We start from the raw sequence: 18,257 nt of genomic DNA, 5'->3' as shown, positions 1-18,257 counted from the left end.
TCCTTATGGCAACAGGTCTTTGACGTTGATAGGTTTCGCTTCGTTATCCGCTTCACCTTTGTCTTTACCTGCAATCGCCATACCTGATTTACGGTAAAAGTTATAATCAGGATATTTACCCGGACCTGAAATCAACAGGTCATTTTTCTCGTAAACCAGATCCTGACGTCTCCAATCGGCCATTTCAAAATCAGGTGTTAATTGGATTGCCGTGGTAGGGCAAGCCTCTTCACACAGACCACAGAAAATACAGCGCGAAAAGTTAACGCGGAAAAATTCAGGGTACCAGCGGCCATCTTCGTGTTCAGCTTTTTGCAGTGAGATACAACCCACAGGGCAAGCTACCGCACACAAGTTACATGCAACACAACGCTCTTCACCGTCTGGATCGCGCGTCAACACGATACGACCACGGTAACGGGGTGGCAGATAAACCGGCTCTTCTGGATACATTTGCGTTTCGCGTTTATCGAACGCATGTAGGCCGACCATCCAAATACTACGTACTTGGGTGGCGAAACCGACCAATAACTCTTTCAATGTCATGGTTCAATCACCCCTTACTGAGCGTTGTATAAAATCACTGCTGCAGTACCCAGCAGATTAAGCAGTGTCAGCGGCAGGCAAATTTTCCAACCGAAAGACATCACTTGGTCATAACGTGGACGCGGTAAAGAGGCACGGATCAAGATAAACATCATCATGAAAAAGCCAGTTTTGATAGCAAACCACAAGAATGACGGCAGGAATGGACCATGCCAGCCACCAAAGAACAGCGTCACAATCAGTGCAGAAACCGTTACGATACCGATATACTCACCAACGAAGAACAGACCGAACTTCATCCCTGAGTATTCAACGTGGTAACCATCCGCAATCTCTTGTTCTGCTTCTGGTTGGTCAAACGGGTGACGGTGACATACCGCAACGCCCGCTATCGCAAAAGTCACAAAACCAAAGAATTGAGGAATAATGTTCCACATGCCTTCTTGGGAGTTCACAATATCAATCAGGTTGAATGAACCTGCTTGTGCAACCACACCCATTAAAGAAAGGCCTAAGAATACTTCGTAACTCACGGTTTGTGCTGACGCACGCATCGCACCTAATAATGAGTATTTGTTATTACTTGACCAACCCGCGAATAACACCGCATAGACCGCTAGACCCGCCATCATCAGGAAGAATAGAATCCCAATGTTCAAGTCTGCTACGTGCCAAGTCGGGCTGACAGGCACGATTGCAAATGCAAGGAACAATGAACAAAATGCGATAACTGGTGCTAGCGTAAAGATTTTCTTATCCGCGAACTGTGGGATCCAGTCTTCTTTAAAAAGCATTTTGAACATGTCGGCGATTAACTGGCCCATCCCAAACGGGCCAACGCGGTTTGGACCATAACGGTTCTGGAATAGACCGAGAATACGGCGCTCTCCCAGACTCATGTATGCCCCACAAGTCACAACAACCAATAAAATGACGACAGATTTAAGGATGGAAATTAATACTTCCATCACTTCAGGAGAAATCCAATCCATCATGCTCCCCTCCGCAGATTATTGACTGACACGCCAGCCATTGACGGTGCGATACCTGGCATTCCTAGCGGTAAGCCAATTTGACCGGTAGACAGGTGATTACTGAGGCGAACAGTCAAGTTAAACGCTTGACCTGCATGGCTAAACTCAGCTTTAGCACCCGCTGACAGCCCCAGTGCCGCAGCATCTTGCGTGTTCAGCATGATATAAGGCTCAGGCATACGCTCTTGGATCACCTCTGAACGCTGTGACATTTCATCACTGCCAAACAGGTGGTAATAAGGTGCGACGACCCACTGCGCTTCGCTAGCTTGATAAGCCGCTGGAATTTCAGTGAAGTAAGCCAATTTACCTTCTGTTGAATTGAACAAACGGATACCCGGGTCACCAAATAACAGGTGCCCCCCCACTTCGGCTTGGAATTTATTCCAGGCTTGCGGTGAGTTCCAACCTGGTGCCCATGCAAATGGAATTTGCTGGCGCGGCGCGGTTGGGCTGTTGTTCCCTTCCATTGAGAAAGCAAATGGAGAGTCAATATCTTGCGGTTGACGAGGTTCATGGACAGATTGATTTGCTAGCATCGCTGTACGGCCACTGTAACGATGTGGTTCACGCGCCAGTTTTTGACCACGAATACGGAAAGACGCTTTTGGTGCGGCATCAACCATACCTGAGAATTGTGGCATTGCGGCAACACAATCAGCGATAACGTGATCAAGTTGAGACCAATCCGCATCACGCTCTTGCGCTTCAGTTTGCAGTGAATGCATCCAGCGCCAGCTTTCGTTCATCACGATAGCTTTGTCGTAATACGTTGGGTCGAAGACTTGGAAGAAACGCTGTGCACGACCTTCTTGGTTAATCAACGTACCGTCTGCTTCAGCAAAACTTGCTGCTGGCAGAACTAATGTTGCTTTATCCATGATGTCGGTTTGCTGATGATCCGCTACAATCAAGTGGCTCAATTTCGCTAATGCGCTATTGACTGCATCCACGCTGCTGTGACGGTACAGGTCGTTTTCGATAACAATAGCCACATCCGCTTCGTTCGCTTCTATGCGAGCTAAAGCGCTGTCTAATGGCTGTGCATTCATCATTGCCAGACCGAAACTATTTGCATGAGACGCTAAGTAAGATAACCCAACGTTCGCACCTTTCGCTTTCAATGCGAATGCCACGTTAGCGGCCGCTTGGATCATTGCCTCGCTTGCACTATGGCTACCACTGATAATTAATGGTTTTTTCGCACTGGCTAATGCTTGAGCAATGGTTTCAACTTTGGCTTTTAAGTCTGCGGGTAAATCATTCACCGCAGGGGCTTCGCCATTAATCATATTGGCGATAGCAAAACCGAAGCGCGCTTGGTCAGCCACTGGAGCACGGTAATTGAAGGCAGCCACATCGTCTAAACGCGTATCATCAACATTGGTAATAAACAGTGGGTATTTTGCGTGTTGACCAATATTCATGATTGCCGCGATTTGCCAGTCAGCCACTTTTTGCGCTGCCGCCATCTCACGAGCTTTACCTTTCACCGCTTGGCGTACAGATAACGCCATACGTGCACCTGTCTGAGTTAAATCTTCACCCAGTACCAGTACCGCATCATAGCCTTCTACTTCACGCAGTGTTGGCGTATAGATACCGCCGTTTTGCAGAATATTTTGCATTAATGCTAAACGACGCTGCTCTCCCGCAGAAATACCGGAATAGAAGTTTTCTGCTCCAACTAATGCGCGTAATGCATAGTTGCTTTCAACGCTAGCGCGTGGAGAACCGATACCAATCACTTTTTTCGCTTGATTGATAATTTGCGCACCACTTTGCATCGCTTCGATAGCCGAAATGACCTGCTTAACGCCATTTTTATTGAGTACGGCTTGGCGAGGGCGGTCTTTACGGTTGACGTAACCATAACCAAAGCGACCACGGTCACACAGGAAATAGTGGTTTACCGAGCCGTTATAACGGTTTTCGATGCGGCGGATTTCACCATAACGCTCACCGGGGCTAGTATTACAACCGATACTGCACTGCTGGCAGATACCGGGGGCAAACTGCATATCCCATTTACGGTTATAGCGCTCAGAGTGGGTTTTATCGGTGAATACCCCGGTAGGACAAACTTCAACTAAGTTACCGGAGAACTCACTTTCCAGTGTACCGTCTTCAGTACGACCGAAATACACATAGTTATGTGCCCCATAAACCCCTAAATCCGTGCCATCTGCATAATCTTTGTAGTAACGAACACAGCGATAACACGCAATACAACGGTTCATTTCATGACTAATAAATGGACCGAGGTCTTGGTTAATGTGAGTCCGTTTCGTAAAACGATATTTACGCATGTTATGACCGGTCATTACCGTCATATCTTGTAGGTGACAGTTCCCCCCTTCCTCACAGACTGGGCAGTCATGAGGGTGGTTGGTCATCAGCCATTCCACGACACTTTCACGGAATTGTTTGGCTTCTTCATCATCAATTGAGATGTAGGTACCTTCCGTTGCGGGTGTCATACAAGACATTACTAGGCGACCGCGTGTGTCATCTGCGTTTTGATACTGCTTAACCGCACACTGGCGGCAAGCGCCAACGCTTCCCAGCGCCGGATGCCAGCAAAAATAAGGAATATCTAGCCCGAGAGAAAGACAGGCTTGTAACAGGTTTTCAGACCCGTTTACGTCATATTCTTTGCCGTCTACATATATTGTAGCCATAGTCAGCATGCTTCCCAAAGGCCCGCATAAAGCAGGCGTTAATCAAAAATACGTTCTTCGTGAAAAATCTCTTTAGCGGTTGCTCAATCGCTAAATAATTACCAACGCTGCTTCAGCAGGTTGGGTTGGATACCTGCAATCTGCACGATGTTACGCAGATCTTTTTGCGAGATACCCGCTTCGAATTCATCACGGAAATATTTGATGGCACTTTGTAGCGGTTCGACCGCACCCGGTGCGTGAGCGCAGAAAGTTTTACCCGGTCCTAAGAAACGGCACAGCTGCTCTAGGGTTTCAATATCCCCCGGCTGCCCTTCTCCTTTTTCCAGCGCTTGTAAAATTTTCACACTCCATGGCAGACCATCACGGCACGGCGTACACCAACCACAGGATTCACGAGCAAAGAAGGTTTCTAAGTTACGCACTAAAGAAACCATGTTGATTTCATGATCAACCGCCATCGCCAATGCAGTACCAAGACGGCTTCCTGCTTTGGCAATATTTTCGAAATCCATTGGTAAGTCGAGGTGGTCGTTGGTTAGGAAGTCTGTCCCTGCCCCACCCGGCTGCCATGCTTTTAATTTCAGTCCATCACGCATACCACCTGCGTAATCTTCCAACACTTCACGTGCCGTTGTACCAAATGGCAATTCCCACAGACCCGGATTTTTCACACGGCCAGAGAAGCCCATTAATTTAGTACCCGCGTCTTTACTCTTACCGGCGCTTAAATCGATATACCATTGGTCTCCGTGCTCTAAAATAGCAGGCACGTTACAAATGGTTTCGACGTTATTAACGCAAGTTGGCTTACCCCAAGCACCTGATGTTGCAGGAAATGGTGGTTTAGAACGCGGGTTAGCACGGCGGCCTTCTAAAGAGTTAATCAGTGCGGTTTCTTCACCGCAGATATAACGCCCAGCGCCGGTGTGGACAAACAGTTCAAAATCAAAACCCGAACCGAGGATATTTTTTCCTAATAAACCCGCCGCTTTGGCTTCTTCGATGGCACGGCGCAGGTTTTGCGCGGCTTCAACATACTCACCCCGTAAGAAGATATAACCACGGTAGGCCTTAAGTGCATAAGCGCCCGTGATCATCCCTTCAACTAACAAGTGAGGGAGTTGCTCCATCAATAAACGGTCTTTATAGGTGCCCGGTTCCATTTCATCCGCATTACATAAAAAGTAACGCAGTTTCATGTTTTCGTCTTTTGGCATCAGGCTCCATTTCAGACCTGTTGAGAAGCCCGCACCGCCTCGCCCTTTCAGGCCAGCGTCTTTTACGAGGTTCACAACTTCATCGGGTGCCATGCCTTTGAGCGCGCGCTCAAGACCTTTGTATCCGTTTTTACTGCGATACTCATCTAACCAAACAGGCTGATTGTCATCACGCAAACGCCATGTTAGAGGATGAGTTTCAGCAGTACGGATCACTGGATTAACAGAATTTGTCATGGATACTGCTCCAGTAATTTTTGAATATTTTCAGGCTGCACGTAGCTGTGAGTGTCATCATCGATCATCATCGTTGGACCCTTGTCACAGTTACCTAGGCAACAGGTCGGCAGCAATGTAAAGCGGCCATCAGCTGTTGTTTGACCAGGGCGAATATTCAGCTGTTTAATTATTTCAGCTTCTAAGCCCTGATAACCTGTAATATGGCAAACAACACTGTCGCAATAGCGAATAATGTGGCGACCCACTGGTTGGCGGAAGATTTGGCTATAGAATGTCGCCACCCCTTCAACATCACTGGCTGGGATACCTAAGACGTCAGCGATAGCATGGATCGCACCATCTTCAACCCAACCGCGGTTTTTTTGCACAATTTTCAGTGCTTCAATTGAGGCAGCACGTGCGTCTTCGTAATGGTGTTTCTCACCTTCAATCTCTTCACGCTCTTTCTCTGTTAAGACAAAGCCATGATTGACTTGCGGTTCAAACACATTCACGACATTGAGCTCGTTGTGCTTCTCATTTTCGTTATGTTCATTATGCATGGTTAGCGATCCACATCCGACATTACAAAATCGATACTACCCAGATAGACGATTAAGTCTGAAACTAAACTACCTCTGATCACGGCAGGAATTTGCTGCAAGTGAGCGTAGCTTGGCGTACGAATACGCGTACGGTAGCTCATTGTGCTGCCATCACTGGTTAAGTAGTAGCTGTTGATACCTTTCGTCGCTTCAACCATCTGGAATGACTCATTTGCTGGCATCACCGGCCCCCAAGACACTTGTAAGAAGTGGTTGATCAGGGTTTCGATATGCTGCAACGTGCGCTCTTTTGGTGGCGGAGTTGTCAATGGATGGTCAGCTTTGAAAGGACCTTCTGGCATATTCTTATAGCATTGCTCAAGAATACGAATACTCTGGCGCATCTCTTCTACTTTGATCATCACACGGTCATAACAGTCACCGTTGTGAGCGATAGGAATATCGAACTCAAAGTTTTCATAACCTGAATATGGACGCCATTTACGCACGTCAAAATCAACGCCTGTTGCACGTAATCCAGCCCCTGTTACACCCCATGCCAGCGCCTCTTCTTTTGAGTACATGGCTGTCCCAATAGAGCGACCTTTTAAGATGGAGTTTTTCAGTGCAGAAGTCACATAAGACTCTAAACGTTTTGGCAACCAGTCTAATAATTCGCGAAGCAGTTTTTCCCAACCACGCGGTAAGTCGTGCGCAACACCACCGATACGGAACCATGCGGGGTGCATACGGAAACCGGTAATTGCTTCAATGACGTTGTAGACTTTTTGACGGTCGGTAAACGCAAAGAAGACAGGGGTCATCGCACCAACGTCTTGGATATACGTACTGATGTACAGTAAGTGACTGTTGATACGGAATAATTCAGACAACATGACACGAATGGTTTTCACGCGATCCGGCACTTCAATGCCAGCCAGTTTTTCAACGGCCAACACATATGGCATTTCATTCACACAACCGCCGAGGTACTCGATACGGTCAGTGTAAGGAATGTAGCTATGCCACGACTGGCGTTCACCCATTTTTTCAGCGCCACGGTGGTGGTAGCCGATATCGGGCACACAGTCGATAATTTCTTCACCATCCAATTGCAGCACGATACGGAACGCACCGTGTGAGGATGGGTGGTTTGGCCCCAAGTTCAGGAACATGAAATCTTCGTTTTCATTTCCACGTGCCATGCCCCACTCTTCTGGTTTGAAAGTCAAGGCTTCCATTTCCAGATCTTGTTTCTGCTTAGTCAGAACAAAAGGGTCAAACTCAGTCGCACGCGCAGGATAATCCTTACGCAGTGGGTGACCTTCCCAGCTTGGTGACATTAATAAACGGCGTAAATTCGGGTGACCTTGGAACGTTATGCCGAACATATCCCACACTTCACGCTCATGCCAATTCGCATTCGGGAACAGGGAAACAATAGAAGGCACATTTAAGTCTTTCTCATTAAGAGCGACTTTTAACATGATATCGCGGTTACGATCGATAGAGATGAGGTGGTAGAAAACACTAAAGTCTGCTTCTGGCAGACCTTGACGGTGAATTCGTTGACGTTCATCTACCCCATGTAAGTCAAATAACATGACATACGGTTTTGGTAATTTCTTTAGGAAATCGACCACTTCCAGTAACTGTTCACGACGCACCCAAAGCACTGGCATACCAGTGCGAGTTGCTTGAACAGAAAAGGCATCCGGCCCAAATTGATTGCGCAGTTCCAGAAGCACAGGGTCGTTTAAGTGATCCTGTGTCTGCCATCCTGGCTGGTTACTACTCGCTTGCGCTATCTGATCTGTCATCATTCTTCACCATAACGCTTGATCAGGTTTATTATTTCGCAACAACATTGCTCTGTTACGCTGTATGGCTTTAAGCCTTAAATTTCGTCTGGTGTACGCAGGTTTGTCACTGCAATACGTTCACCGTGCTTTCTTTCTCTTTCTGATTGCATATTGGCACGGTAAACCCCTTGGTCTCCAACAACCCAAGACAGCGGTCGACGCTCTTTACCGATAGATTCTTGCAACAGAAGCAGAGCCTGCATATAGGCTTCTGGACGCGGTGGGCAACCTGGGATATACACATCCACAGGAATAAATTTATCGACGCCTTGTACAACAGAGTAAATGTCATACATACCACCAGAGTTGGCACATGAACCCATGGAAATTACCCATTTTGGTTCAAGCATTTGGTCATACAGACGTTGAATAACAGGTGCCATTTTTGTGAAACAAGTACCTGCTACTACCATGAAATCGGCTTGACGAGGTGAAGCACGCAGTACTTCTGCACCAAAGCGGGCAACGTCATGAACAGCCGTGAACGAAGTCACCATTTCTACATAGCAACATGAAAGACCAAAGTTATATGGCCATAGAGAGTTTTTGCGCCCCCAATTAACCACATCGTGAAGTGCATGAGAAAGTTTTCCCATGTAAACACTGTTTTCAACTTGCTGCTCCAGTGGATCGGTAACGATTTCCTGAGTTTGCAGTGGGTAACGGTCGTTCTCACCGTTCGGATCTATGCGGGTGAGCGTATAATCCATTGTATAATGCCTCGCTTTTTACTGCGGATGACGATTGCTGATTTTAATAACTTCACTAGGATGCTTTACTTTTCCGCGGGAACGGACTGGAGTCCAATCCAATGCCCCAACGCGGACGAGGTAAAACAGTCCCGCCAACAATACCAAAATAAAGATCGCGGCTTCGATGAAACCTACCCAACCGGCTTCGCGGATGGCGACTGACCATGCAAATAAGAACATGGCTTCAACATCGAAGATAACGAAAAACATGGCAACTAAGTAAAACTTAGCAGACATGCGGAGACGTGCACTACCGACCGAGTCGATACCTGACTCATAAGGAACATGTTTTGTTCTGGCTTTGGCGCGGCTACCTAGAAAGTGACCTGCGACCAACATGAAAGCACAAAGACCGATAGTGCCGATAAGGAATATCGCAAACGCCCAGTTATGGGCTAACGCTAGGATTGATGTAGACATACTCGTTGCTTACTCATTACTTATGGTGTGTTAGCTGCTCTTTTTTACATCACGGCAGTATTGCACCACAATTGCCCAGTTAATCGAGAAGAAAGACCAAAATTGATCACAAACTAAAATATCACCAAACTTAAATCAGCCTGTTGACTGCGTTTGGTTTGTCCTCTCTCATTACAATTTATTTCACTTAAACTAAGTAAAATAACCCGTATTTGTTACAAAAACTTCACACTTTGAAAACAACAGAACAACAAAAAGTACTCATAATCTGCTAAAACGTGTCAGTGTAATGATACTCAAGTAAACACGCAAACTAGTTTAACTGATTATTCGTTTTTACTACACCATTATCTCAGGAAAAACCTGTCTTAACAGATGAAAAATTGCTCTTTTTATTTGATCTAACGCACACTTTTATTGAAAAAGTACTCAATTTGTTTACATAGCATTCAATTTAACTTTAAGTCTTTGTAACTCTTTTTAACGCATTACTTCAAGTAACTAACTGACATTACAGCGCTATTTTATCTATTCAATAAAAAAACATTGTTAATAACATAACAAATTGTTAACCAAACAATGAAATTCAGGTTATGCCAGCTACATCACAATTATTTCATGGTCTTTCTTATTTAACCATACTTATTAAGTGGTTATTTGCTTTTTTTATGAGCGGAAATTAATAAAAAATCGATAAATTTGAACTCGATATCCTACTAAGGATATCACTGGACATTATTTAAACATGCATAAAAACAAATTTCTCGATACCGTTTCCCAATATTGAAAATTGAGTTCCACTGCATGAAATAATCGTTTCAGTTATTACCAACGAATCCGTTAAACTGTTATCTAACAACTTAACCTACCCGTGCGTTAACCATTTAACCAAAAATAGCTATCTCAGTCGCCACACGAGCCTTCTTTAGATTGCGATTAACACATTGATTTTATTTGTACACAGCCAATAACACATTGATCACAAACAAGTGATTCAGTAATAAACTAACAAAAATGATATAAAAAAACGGCAATCCCAAGATAATTGGAATTACCGCCAGTACAATAAATCGATTAGATATTGCGATTAAAGCAACCAGATGAATCGATTAACTTAATTACTTTCCTCGTTGCTATCCATCAACTCACTTGCTGAGGCTGCCACATAAGGAATTTTTTTGTTTTCAATCGCACCGAATACCGTCAGAACAAAATCTTTTTGTTCGTCTGCGTTTTTATATAACCAATACTGAATATCAGGTAAACGTGGTAACCCATCAGCTTCATTCAAAATACGTAAATCTGCATTTTGCATTTCCATTGGCCTTGCAGTTACCCCTACTTCCGCATTAACTGCTGCACGAACAGCAGGCAGAGAAGCCGCTTCATAAGCAACATGCCATGACAAACCTGCATCATCAAGGGCACTAGTACAAAGTTTACGATATGGGTTAGTTTCATCCATAACAACTAATGGGATCGGCTCATTCGGACGCAATTGAAAATCGGGTGCGCTATGCCACAAAACAGGCACGGTTCTTAAAGCCGTTTTAGGATGGTGGCTAATTCTTGCCGTTGTTAATGCAAGATCTATCTCATGGTTATCAAGCATTGACTCAATAAACTGAGCTCGTTTAATGCGTACTTCAATTGCAATTCTTGGATAGACAGACGCGATACGATTAAGCAAGAAAGGTAATAGGATATCGACGGTGTCATCAGATGCACCGATGCGCAATTCACCATCAGCGTCATTATAAGTTAATGATGCCGTTGCATCGTCATTGGCGCGCAATATTTGCCTTGCGTAGCCAAGTAATTGCAATCCATGTGCGGTAAGCAGTTTATTTCGTCCATGACGAGCAAAAAGCTCACGACCGACTAATTGTTCTAAACGTTGCATTTGCTGGCTCACAGCAGATTGTGTTCGACAAACGGCTGCAGCTGCAGCTGCAAATGTATTAAGATCTGCGACAGCAACGAAAGTACGTAGCAAATCAAGATCTAGGTTCATGATGGGACGATTGGAATTTATCATCGTTCATTCTCTTATATAATTTTATGTTACCTGGTGTTTCTGCTCTCCTCCATGAGAATCAGCGAGTTTATAGCGACTACTAAGCGAGTGCATTTCTAATCCATAGATCTGCAATAACTTCTAATTATTTTACTTTTCCACCCTGCTCATCATTTATAATTGATAGAGCACGTGTGCAAATAGCATACTTCCAAAAATCAAATAATTTTAATAAAAAGGGGATGTTTTCCTAAAAAACAAACTAACAAAGCGCTTTCTAGAACACGCTTAAATAGTAACATATTTAATGTAATCACAATTATTTTAATGTAAGCACATTATAAAATTCGTTTCACTATTTACCTATAGTTATATATATCAATTAGTTACAATTTTAAGTAACACTTTTTGTTAATAAAAATGACTCGAAACAATCAATATTACTAACAAAATCACACTAATTATTATAAAAAAAGGCTATTACAGCAAAAAAATCATGTCTATTTTAATGATTCAATGCTTAATATTACATTTTGATACAAATTTTCCTTTTTCCTCTGTTTTTCTGCTTTTTTACTTTTTATACTCCAAAACATCAATAAATGTTAAAATTATAATCCACACAATGCTATATTTTAGGAACATACAGCTAACTTAAACCATATAATAAGATACCAAACATTACATTTAAGCGTAAACCAACCTTTTACACCAAAAATAACCTTGCATCTTCAAAAGCTTCTGAGGGAGGAGTAGAGTAAAGGAATAACGCCGGCTCGACCAATATAACCCTTAGGGTAATGAGAAAACTATGAATAATCTAACTAAATCCAGTAAGCTCGATAATGTTTGCTATGACATTCGTGGGCCCGTCTTAAAAGAAGCTAAACGCCTAGAAGAAGAAGGCAACAAAGTCCTCAAGCTCAATATTGGTAACCCGGCCCCATTTGGTTTTGAAGCCCCAGATGAAATCCTAGTTGATGTCTTGCGTAATCTGCCTAGTTCTCAGGGTTATTGTGATTCAAAAGGCTTATATTCTGCCCGTAAAGCGATTGTGCAGCATTACCAAGCTCGCGGTATTCATGAAATGACCGTGGAAGATGTCTACATTGGTAATGGCGTTTCTGAATTAATCGTACAAGCCATGCAAGCGCTGCTTAATAATGGTGATGAAATGTTAGTGCCTGCGCCTGATTACCCATTATGGACCGCTGCGGTTTCCCTTTCAGGTGGGAAAGCCGTTCATTATATGTGTGATGAGCAACAAGGTTGGATGCCTGATATTGAAGACATTCGCAAAAAAATCACCCCAAGAACGCGTGGTATTGTGGTCATAAACCCAAATAACCCAACCGGTGCGGTCTACAGTAAAGATCTGTTAATGGAAATTGTCGAATTGGCTCGCCAGCACAATCTTATTATTTATGCTGATGAGATCTACGATAAAATTCTTTATGATGATGCTGTACATCACTCTATTGCCGCCCTCGCTCCAGATTTATTAACCATCACATTTAATGGTTTATCTAAAACTTATCGCGTCGCTGGTTTTCGCCAAGGTTGGATGGTATTAAACGGCCCGAAAAAGCATGCTAAAAGCTATATTGAAGGTTTAGAAATGCTGGCCTCGATGCGCCTGTGTGCTAACGTTCCAATGCAGCATGCTATTCAAACTGCACTCGGAGGCTACCAAAGTATCAGTGAATTTATTCAACCAGGTGGGCGTTTATATGAGCAACGTAATCGTGCATGGGAGTTGATCAACCAAATACCGGGCGTTTCATGCGTCAAACCACAAGGTGCTCTGTATATGTTCCCAAAAATAGATATTAAACGATTTAATATCTATGACGACCAGAAAATGATTTTAGACCTATTGTTACAAGAGAAAGTGTTATTAGTTCAAGGTACCGCATTTAACTGGCCTGAACCCGATCACTTTAGAATTGTCACATTACCTTATGCAGATGACCTTGAAATGGCGATTAATAAATTCGGCCGTTTCCTTGAAGGTTATCGCCAATAAGAATTTTATCAAACATAAAGTAAAAGCCTCCTACTCCGGAGGCTTTTTTATTCTAAATCGAGTCATCATTAATAGACTGTATTATTCTGATAATCAAATAATAGAAATAAAATAAATTGCCACCAGGAAAAAGCCCAATAATATAAATGGAAAATATTTCATATTGCCTCTTTATTTTTGAATTGAACATTCATTATATTTTTTTGATTCTATAATTCAACACAATTAAAATAACAGTTAAATTAAAGTCAAATCCTGATTATATTATTATGATCATCTTAATATGAAAATAAATATTAATAAATAATTACGAACTAGTAACTTATTAAAAAACAATAAAAATATATCACTACCACATTATTTCCGTTATAATTTTAGTTGTTTGCAGACACCACAGAAGAGGACTTATGAGCTACTTTTTCGCCCACCTTGCTAGAATGAAACTCATTCACCGCTGGCCTTTAATGCGCAATGTACGAACTGAAAACGTTTCGGAACATAGCTTACAAGTGGCTATGGTTGCCCATGCTCTTGCTATCATCAAAAATCGTCGATTCGGCGGTCAGGTTAATGCAGAACGAATAGCCATGTTAGCCATGTACCATGATGCGAGCGAAGTTATCACTGGAGATTTACCAACTCCGATTAAATATCATAATCAGCAAATTGCTCATGAATACAAAAAAATAGAGAAGTTCGCCCAACAAAAATTACTCGAAATGCTACCAGAAGAACTGCAAGATGACTTCCGTGAACTAATTATTGAAGATTTACAAACTGATGAAGAACATTCATTGGTTAAACAAGCTGACTCATTGTGCGCTTATTTAAAATGTTTAGAAGAGCTTTCCGCGGGTAATAGTGAATTTAAACTTGCAAAAAAACGCCTAGAGAAAATATTAGAAGAAAGGAAAAGCCCTGAAATGGACTATTTTATGGAAAAATTTGTCCCAGGTTTTAAACTTTCCCTTGATGAAATCAGTAATTAATTTTTTTAGTAGGAATAATAAATATTCCTACTCTGCATAAGCAGTTATTAATTATACTTCGTTAAATGCCGTAGAACAGTCAGACGATGACGGAAAATGCACATACAGCCGCTTAAAGTCCCCATTAACCCCCAAAACCACTTTTCCTTTATCTTCAAAGGTAATAGAACAATAAAAACTCGATTTTGTACGATATTTTTTGCCACTTTTAGTTGTTATTTCAACTACCCAGTAATCATATGAATCATTAATACCGAGCTCATATTTAAATGCAAAAATATCTTTCATAACTGCTTTATTTGCAATATTAGACAAAGTTTGTGAACTGGGATATTTTTTCGTTCTGCTATTACTAAGGTTATTAACATAGTGCTCAATGACAACAGAACTTAAGTCTTCCCCCCAAAAGTTTTCAAATGTTGCCAAGCCCAAATAATACCTTTCCGGTGTAGCAGTTTCTTTATTCATATTATATATTCCTCACATTGATTTGTCAGAAATAAGCTAGCATTTCATTTATCAAATGAAAAAACGAATAAATATTAACGCTTACGTTTTTTTAATAGAAAACCATCAATAACGATTTGCTTTTCATTCGTTATTGATGGTAATTTTGAAATTATAAATAACAAAAATTAATTAAAGGGAAATAATACCGGTACGACCAAAATACTAATTAACATTACGATAATAGTAAACGGTACACCAATTTTTAGAAAATCAGCAAATTTATACCCACCAGGCCCTAAAACTAAGGTATTCACTGGTGATGAAACTGGGGTCATAAAGGCAGCGGATGCGGCTATCCCAACAATCATGGCAAAAGGAAGTGGTGAAACCTCCATTTGACGCGCCGCCGCAATGGCAATCGGCGCCATTAACACCGCTGTTGCGGTATTGGAAATAAATAAGCCAATAGTGGCGCACAAAATAAACAGGCACAATAACATCACGTGCGGCCCTAACCCACCAGCCACTTTCATTAACGCATCGACAGCAAGCGCAATCCCCCCTGTTTCTTGTAATGCTAGCGCAAAAGGCATCATCCCAACAATTAAGATAATACTAGGCCAGTGAATTGACTTATAGGCACTTTCCATATCGATACAACGAAATTTCCCCATTAGCAAACAGGCAATAAGTGCTGCAATAAAATTAGGAATTTCATTGGTCACCATCATCGCGACCATTAGCGCCAAACAAAACAAGGCATGAGGAGCCTGAGACGCAGCGGGTGCAACAGCCTCGACTTCAGCAGCTAGGTTCAATACAATAAAATTACGCGGCTTAGTCGATAAAATTCGGATCAATTTCCAATCACCAATAACTAATAAAATATCACCTAACCTAAGCGGTTCATCAACTAGCTTTCCATCCAGTGCCTTGCCATCTCGACGAATACCAACAACGTTCAAACCATAACGAGTACGAAATTTAATGTCCCTCAACGATTTCCCCAATAGTTCGGAATCAGGGTTCATCGACACTTCAGCCATTCCCACATCACGTGATTGGTCTGAAAAATAATCTCCCCGTAAAATCATCGGTTCAAGAAGTTGCTCGCTACAAAATTGGCGCAAATCGTCATCACTCACGGATATATCGACTAATAAAACATCCCGCTCGCGTAGCTCGGTTCCCCCCGTTGCACTCACCATCACGCGACGGAATTTACGCCAACGCTCTATCCCAACCACGTTAGCTTCATAACGGGAGCGAAGATGCAGTTCATCAAGCGTATGGCCTATGAGTGGCGAACCTTTTCGGATAGCAAGGCGGCGAGCTCTACCCGTCAATTTGTAATCACGAATTAAATCACGGAAAGTACGTCGATAACGCTCAGGGAGTTTGTCGGGTTCATTACTGCCTAGCCAACGCCTTGTTAGCCACATGTAGGCAATACCGGCTAATAAAATGAGAATGCCTATAGGGGTAATAGAGAAAAATTGAAAGCCTTTGATCCCCTCTCGTACTAACTCACTATTCACTACCATATTCGGTGGCGTGGCCACCAGTGTCATCATTCCACTGATAAGCCCTGCGAAGCCTAATGGCATCATCAACCGGCTAGGGGACGTTTTCATGCGTGATGCAACGCTTAATACGACGGGGATAAAGATAGCCACCACTCCTGTGGAACTCATAAAAGCCCCTAACCCAGCGACGGTGAGCATTAAGAAAACCAGCATTTTGCTTTCGCTGCTTCCTGCAACGCGAACAAGCCAGTCTCCCATTTGATAGGCTATCCCTGTGCGAACAAGTCCATCACCAATAACAAACAATGCTGCAATTAGCAGGACGTTGGGGTCAGCAAAACCTGCGGTAGCTTGTTCTAGCGTTAAGGTATCGCTCAGCACAAACGCGACAATGACAAGTAACGCGACCACATCCATGCGAATTTTATTTGTGGTAAATAGAACTATCGCAATCAATAGAAGGGTTAAGACCCACAGCAATTCTCCGTTCAAAATATCCCCTTTCGACGAAAAAAAACATTGCTAAGAATTTTATTTAGTTAAGCATGTTTTACGGAGAATTTCTTTGATTAAATCACCATTAAGTCAAATTAGACACGAAAAGTTCATAATCACCATTATTGTCAGGTCCCATAACGGAAATTTGTTCCAATGAACTCACAATTACTTGAATTTCATCACGACGAGGCATCCCTTCTGGTGCATGGACTGCCACCACTTGGCAACCGGCTGTTAATGCTGAATGGATGCCTGCTTGTGCATCTTCAAAGGCAATACAGGATTTTGCAGGAAAAGAAAGTGCTTGGGCACCAAGTAAAAACGGCTCTGGGTCAGGCTTACCTTTGGACACTTTTTCAAATGTTACCCAATGTTTAGGCTCTGGTAACCCTGCCGCTTGTTGACGCCCATGAGCAATTGGTACAGTACCAGAGGTGACAATTGCCCACGGTGCACCAATTTCATTTAAACGCGTCAGCAAAGCAATAGCGCCGGGTAGAGCAACAACGCCCTCCACATCTTCGCTTTCCATTTTTTCTAGCCAATGGAAGTATTCCATAATTTCTTCATCACTCGCCTCGGGTAAAAAATGGCGCAAACTGGTCATTGCGGGTTTACCATGAATATAGCTAATAACTTCGTCCGCACTTTTACCAATACGCTCACCAAATTTGCACCAGCAACGTTCAACGACTGCGAGTGAATCCGCTAACGTACCGTCTAAATCAAATAGAAACCCTTTTGCCTTTAATTTCACATCTACCCCTTTAATTTTGCAATTCACATAACATAAAAAGTTGAATCGATTCTAGCCCACTAGTTAACGCTAAATAGGCGCTCATACGCAACCTCAATATTAAAAATAGTTAAGAATTGAGCCTAAGACATAAATTTGAATGCGCTAGGGCTGTTGATCTTTGTGTTTTTTGAACGATATGGTGATTTCTGTTGTATTTGCTTTTTTACGAAATCATTATATTGCTCCTGTACCACACAGGAAAAACGTAAAACTTACAGTTGGTTAGCATATTTATCAATATTAATAACTAGTAATTACATGATAAATAGTTAAATGCACTGATGAATTAGACCGATAATTTCACTGCTAGTAGAGGGTAGCTTAAATTCTCTATTTTATTTATTTTAAATCATGTGGTTGCGATAACCTCTTAAGCTGAAATATTTGGTTACATAGTTTATTTCTATGTACATTAGAACTTACTGGGCTTATCGCAGTTTGGTCTATTTTTTGCTCAATGATTGTTTTGTTATGATTCGTTTTTGGTGTTTTTCTGGAATTATATAGCGATATTTCAACCCGTTTACGCTAAGTCACTTATCCTAGAGAGATACAAACTGGCCCTCCGGTTTACAGTCCATTCATCAGCTTTTATTATCCTTAACTCAAATCTTACCGTGCGCACGGGCTGAGATGACGGAAATTAACAGTTAATTATATTTACTTAACTAAA

At 42.5% G+C, this 18,257-nt stretch carries 14 protein-coding genes; 2 read left to right on the top strand and 12 right to left on the bottom strand.

Going from position 1 to position 18,257, the window contains the following annotated elements; genetic code table 11:
- Window positions 1-3: 3 nt before the first annotated feature.
- The 9 genes from nuoI to PR834_RS00030 all read right to left on the bottom strand — a co-directional run bounded on the left by nuoI (window position 4) and on the right by PR834_RS00030 (window position 11,317).
- Window positions 4-546, bottom strand: coding sequence for an NADH-quinone oxidoreductase subunit NuoI (gene nuoI, locus PR834_RS00070; protein ID WP_004259834.1), 543 nt, complete (start codon window positions 544-546; stop codon window positions 4-6).
- Between the two features lie 14 nt (window positions 547-560).
- Window positions 561-1,538 (bottom strand): NADH-quinone oxidoreductase subunit NuoH, encoded by a 978-nt coding sequence (gene nuoH, locus PR834_RS00065; protein ID WP_004912244.1) that lies wholly within the window; start codon window positions 1,536-1,538, stop codon window positions 561-563.
- Entirely contained in the window at window positions 1,538-4,261 is a 2,724-nt protein-coding gene (gene nuoG / locus PR834_RS00060) for an NADH-quinone oxidoreductase subunit NuoG (RefSeq protein WP_272536265.1), read from the bottom strand. Before nuoG ends, nuoH begins: the two co-directional genes overlap by 1 nt.
- Before the next feature lie 98 nt (window positions 4,262-4,359).
- Window positions 4,360-5,718 carry an NADH-quinone oxidoreductase subunit NuoF gene (gene nuoF, locus PR834_RS00055; protein WP_004259820.1) on the bottom strand — a complete coding sequence of 453 codons (1,359 nt, stop codon included), beginning with the start codon at window positions 5,716-5,718 and terminating at the stop codon, window positions 4,360-4,362.
- Window positions 5,715-6,263 carry an NADH-quinone oxidoreductase subunit NuoE gene (gene nuoE / locus PR834_RS00050; RefSeq protein ID WP_036958085.1) on the bottom strand — a complete coding sequence of 183 codons (549 nt, stop codon included), beginning with the start codon at window positions 6,261-6,263 and terminating at the stop codon, window positions 5,715-5,717. The genes nuoF and nuoE overlap by 4 nt, the downstream gene beginning before the upstream one ends.
- A gap of 2 nt (window positions 6,264-6,265) precedes the next feature.
- On the bottom strand, window positions 6,266-8,068 hold the full coding sequence (nuoC, locus tag PR834_RS00045; RefSeq protein ID WP_004259810.1) for an NADH-quinone oxidoreductase subunit C/D: 1,803 nt from the start codon (window positions 8,066-8,068) through the stop codon (window positions 6,266-6,268).
- A 74-nt stretch (window positions 8,069-8,142) separates the two neighbouring features.
- Entirely contained in the window at window positions 8,143-8,817 is a 675-nt protein-coding gene (locus PR834_RS00040; RefSeq protein WP_004912254.1) for a NuoB/complex I 20 kDa subunit family protein, read from the bottom strand.
- A gap of 18 nt (window positions 8,818-8,835) precedes the next feature.
- A complete protein-coding gene (locus PR834_RS00035; protein WP_004259806.1) occupies window positions 8,836-9,279 on the bottom strand; it encodes an NADH-quinone oxidoreductase subunit A in 444 nt (147 codons plus the stop codon).
- Window positions 9,280-10,393: 1,114 nt separating this feature from the next.
- Entirely contained in the window at window positions 10,394-11,317 is a 924-nt protein-coding gene (locus tag PR834_RS00030) for a LysR family transcriptional regulator (RefSeq protein ID WP_036958083.1), read from the bottom strand.
- 790 nt (window positions 11,318-12,107) lie between these two features.
- Between PR834_RS00030 and PR834_RS00025 the strand changes: the two genes are divergently transcribed.
- Window positions 12,108-13,322 (top strand): pyridoxal phosphate-dependent aminotransferase, encoded by a 1,215-nt coding sequence (locus tag PR834_RS00025; RefSeq protein WP_004259802.1) that lies wholly within the window; start codon window positions 12,108-12,110, stop codon window positions 13,320-13,322.
- A gap of 407 nt (window positions 13,323-13,729) precedes the next feature.
- A complete protein-coding gene (gene yfbR / locus PR834_RS00020; RefSeq protein WP_004259798.1) occupies window positions 13,730-14,311 on the top strand; it encodes a 5'-deoxynucleotidase in 582 nt (193 codons plus the stop codon).
- Between the two features lie 51 nt (window positions 14,312-14,362).
- On the opposite strand, the gene PR834_RS00015 is transcribed toward yfbR, so the two are convergent.
- The 3 genes from PR834_RS00015 to PR834_RS00005 form a co-directional block, all read right to left on the bottom strand.
- Window positions 14,363-14,779, bottom strand: a complete 417-nt coding sequence (locus tag PR834_RS00015) for a hypothetical protein (RefSeq protein ID WP_232062784.1) — start codon at window positions 14,777-14,779, stop codon at window positions 14,363-14,365.
- Between the two features lie 167 nt (window positions 14,780-14,946).
- A complete protein-coding gene (locus tag PR834_RS00010) occupies window positions 14,947-16,779 on the bottom strand; it encodes an SLC13 family permease (RefSeq protein WP_004259790.1) in 1,833 nt (610 codons plus the stop codon).
- Window positions 16,780-16,867: 88 nt separating this feature from the next.
- The gene (locus PR834_RS00005; protein ID WP_036958082.1) at window positions 16,868-17,542 is read right to left on the bottom strand and encodes a sugar phosphatase; all 675 of its coding nucleotides are present in this window, start codon (window positions 17,540-17,542) and stop codon (window positions 16,868-16,870) included.
- Between the last annotated feature and the right edge of the window lie 715 nt (window positions 17,543-18,257).

Origin of the sequence: Providencia sp. PROV182 (assembly GCF_028480325.1) — a bacterium.
Lineage (GTDB): Bacteria > Pseudomonadota > Gammaproteobacteria > Enterobacterales > Enterobacteriaceae > Providencia > Providencia hangzhouensis.
The sequence above is the reverse complement of the archived record's forward strand: the minus strand, read 5'-3'. Positions and strand labels throughout refer to the sequence as shown.

Excerpts from the sequence above, each read along its gene's own strand:
- nuoI (WP_004259834.1), bottom strand. The coding sequence starts at position 546 with ATGACATTGAAAGAGTTATTGGTCGGTTTCGCCACCCAAGTACGTAGT.
- nuoH (WP_004912244.1), bottom strand. The coding sequence starts at position 1,538 with ATGGATTGGATTTCTCCTGAAGTGATGGAAGTATTAATTTCCATCCTT.
- nuoG (WP_272536265.1), bottom strand. The coding sequence starts at position 4,261 with ATGGCTACAATATATGTAGACGGCAAAGAATATGACGTAAACGGGTCT.
- nuoF (WP_004259820.1), bottom strand. The coding sequence starts at position 5,718 with ATGACAAATTCTGTTAATCCAGTGATCCGTACTGCTGAAACTCATCCT.
- nuoE (WP_036958085.1), bottom strand. The coding sequence starts at position 6,263 with ATGCATAATGAACATAACGAAAATGAGAAGCACAACGAGCTCAATGTC.
- nuoC (WP_004259810.1), bottom strand. The coding sequence starts at position 8,068 with ATGATGACAGATCAGATAGCGCAAGCGAGTAGTAACCAGCCAGGATGG.
- PR834_RS00040 (WP_004912254.1), bottom strand. The coding sequence starts at position 8,817 with ATGGATTATACGCTCACCCGCATAGATCCGAACGGTGAGAACGACCGT.
- PR834_RS00035 (WP_004259806.1), bottom strand. The coding sequence starts at position 9,279 with ATGTCTACATCAATCCTAGCGTTAGCCCATAACTGGGCGTTTGCGATA.
- PR834_RS00030 (WP_036958083.1), bottom strand. The coding sequence starts at position 11,317 with ATGATAAATTCCAATCGTCCCATCATGAACCTAGATCTTGATTTGCTA.
- PR834_RS00025 (WP_004259802.1), top strand. The coding sequence starts at position 12,108 with ATGAATAATCTAACTAAATCCAGTAAGCTCGATAATGTTTGCTATGAC.
- yfbR (WP_004259798.1), top strand. The coding sequence starts at position 13,730 with ATGAGCTACTTTTTCGCCCACCTTGCTAGAATGAAACTCATTCACCGC.
- PR834_RS00015 (WP_232062784.1), bottom strand. The coding sequence starts at position 14,779 with ATGAATAAAGAAACTGCTACACCGGAAAGGTATTATTTGGGCTTGGCA.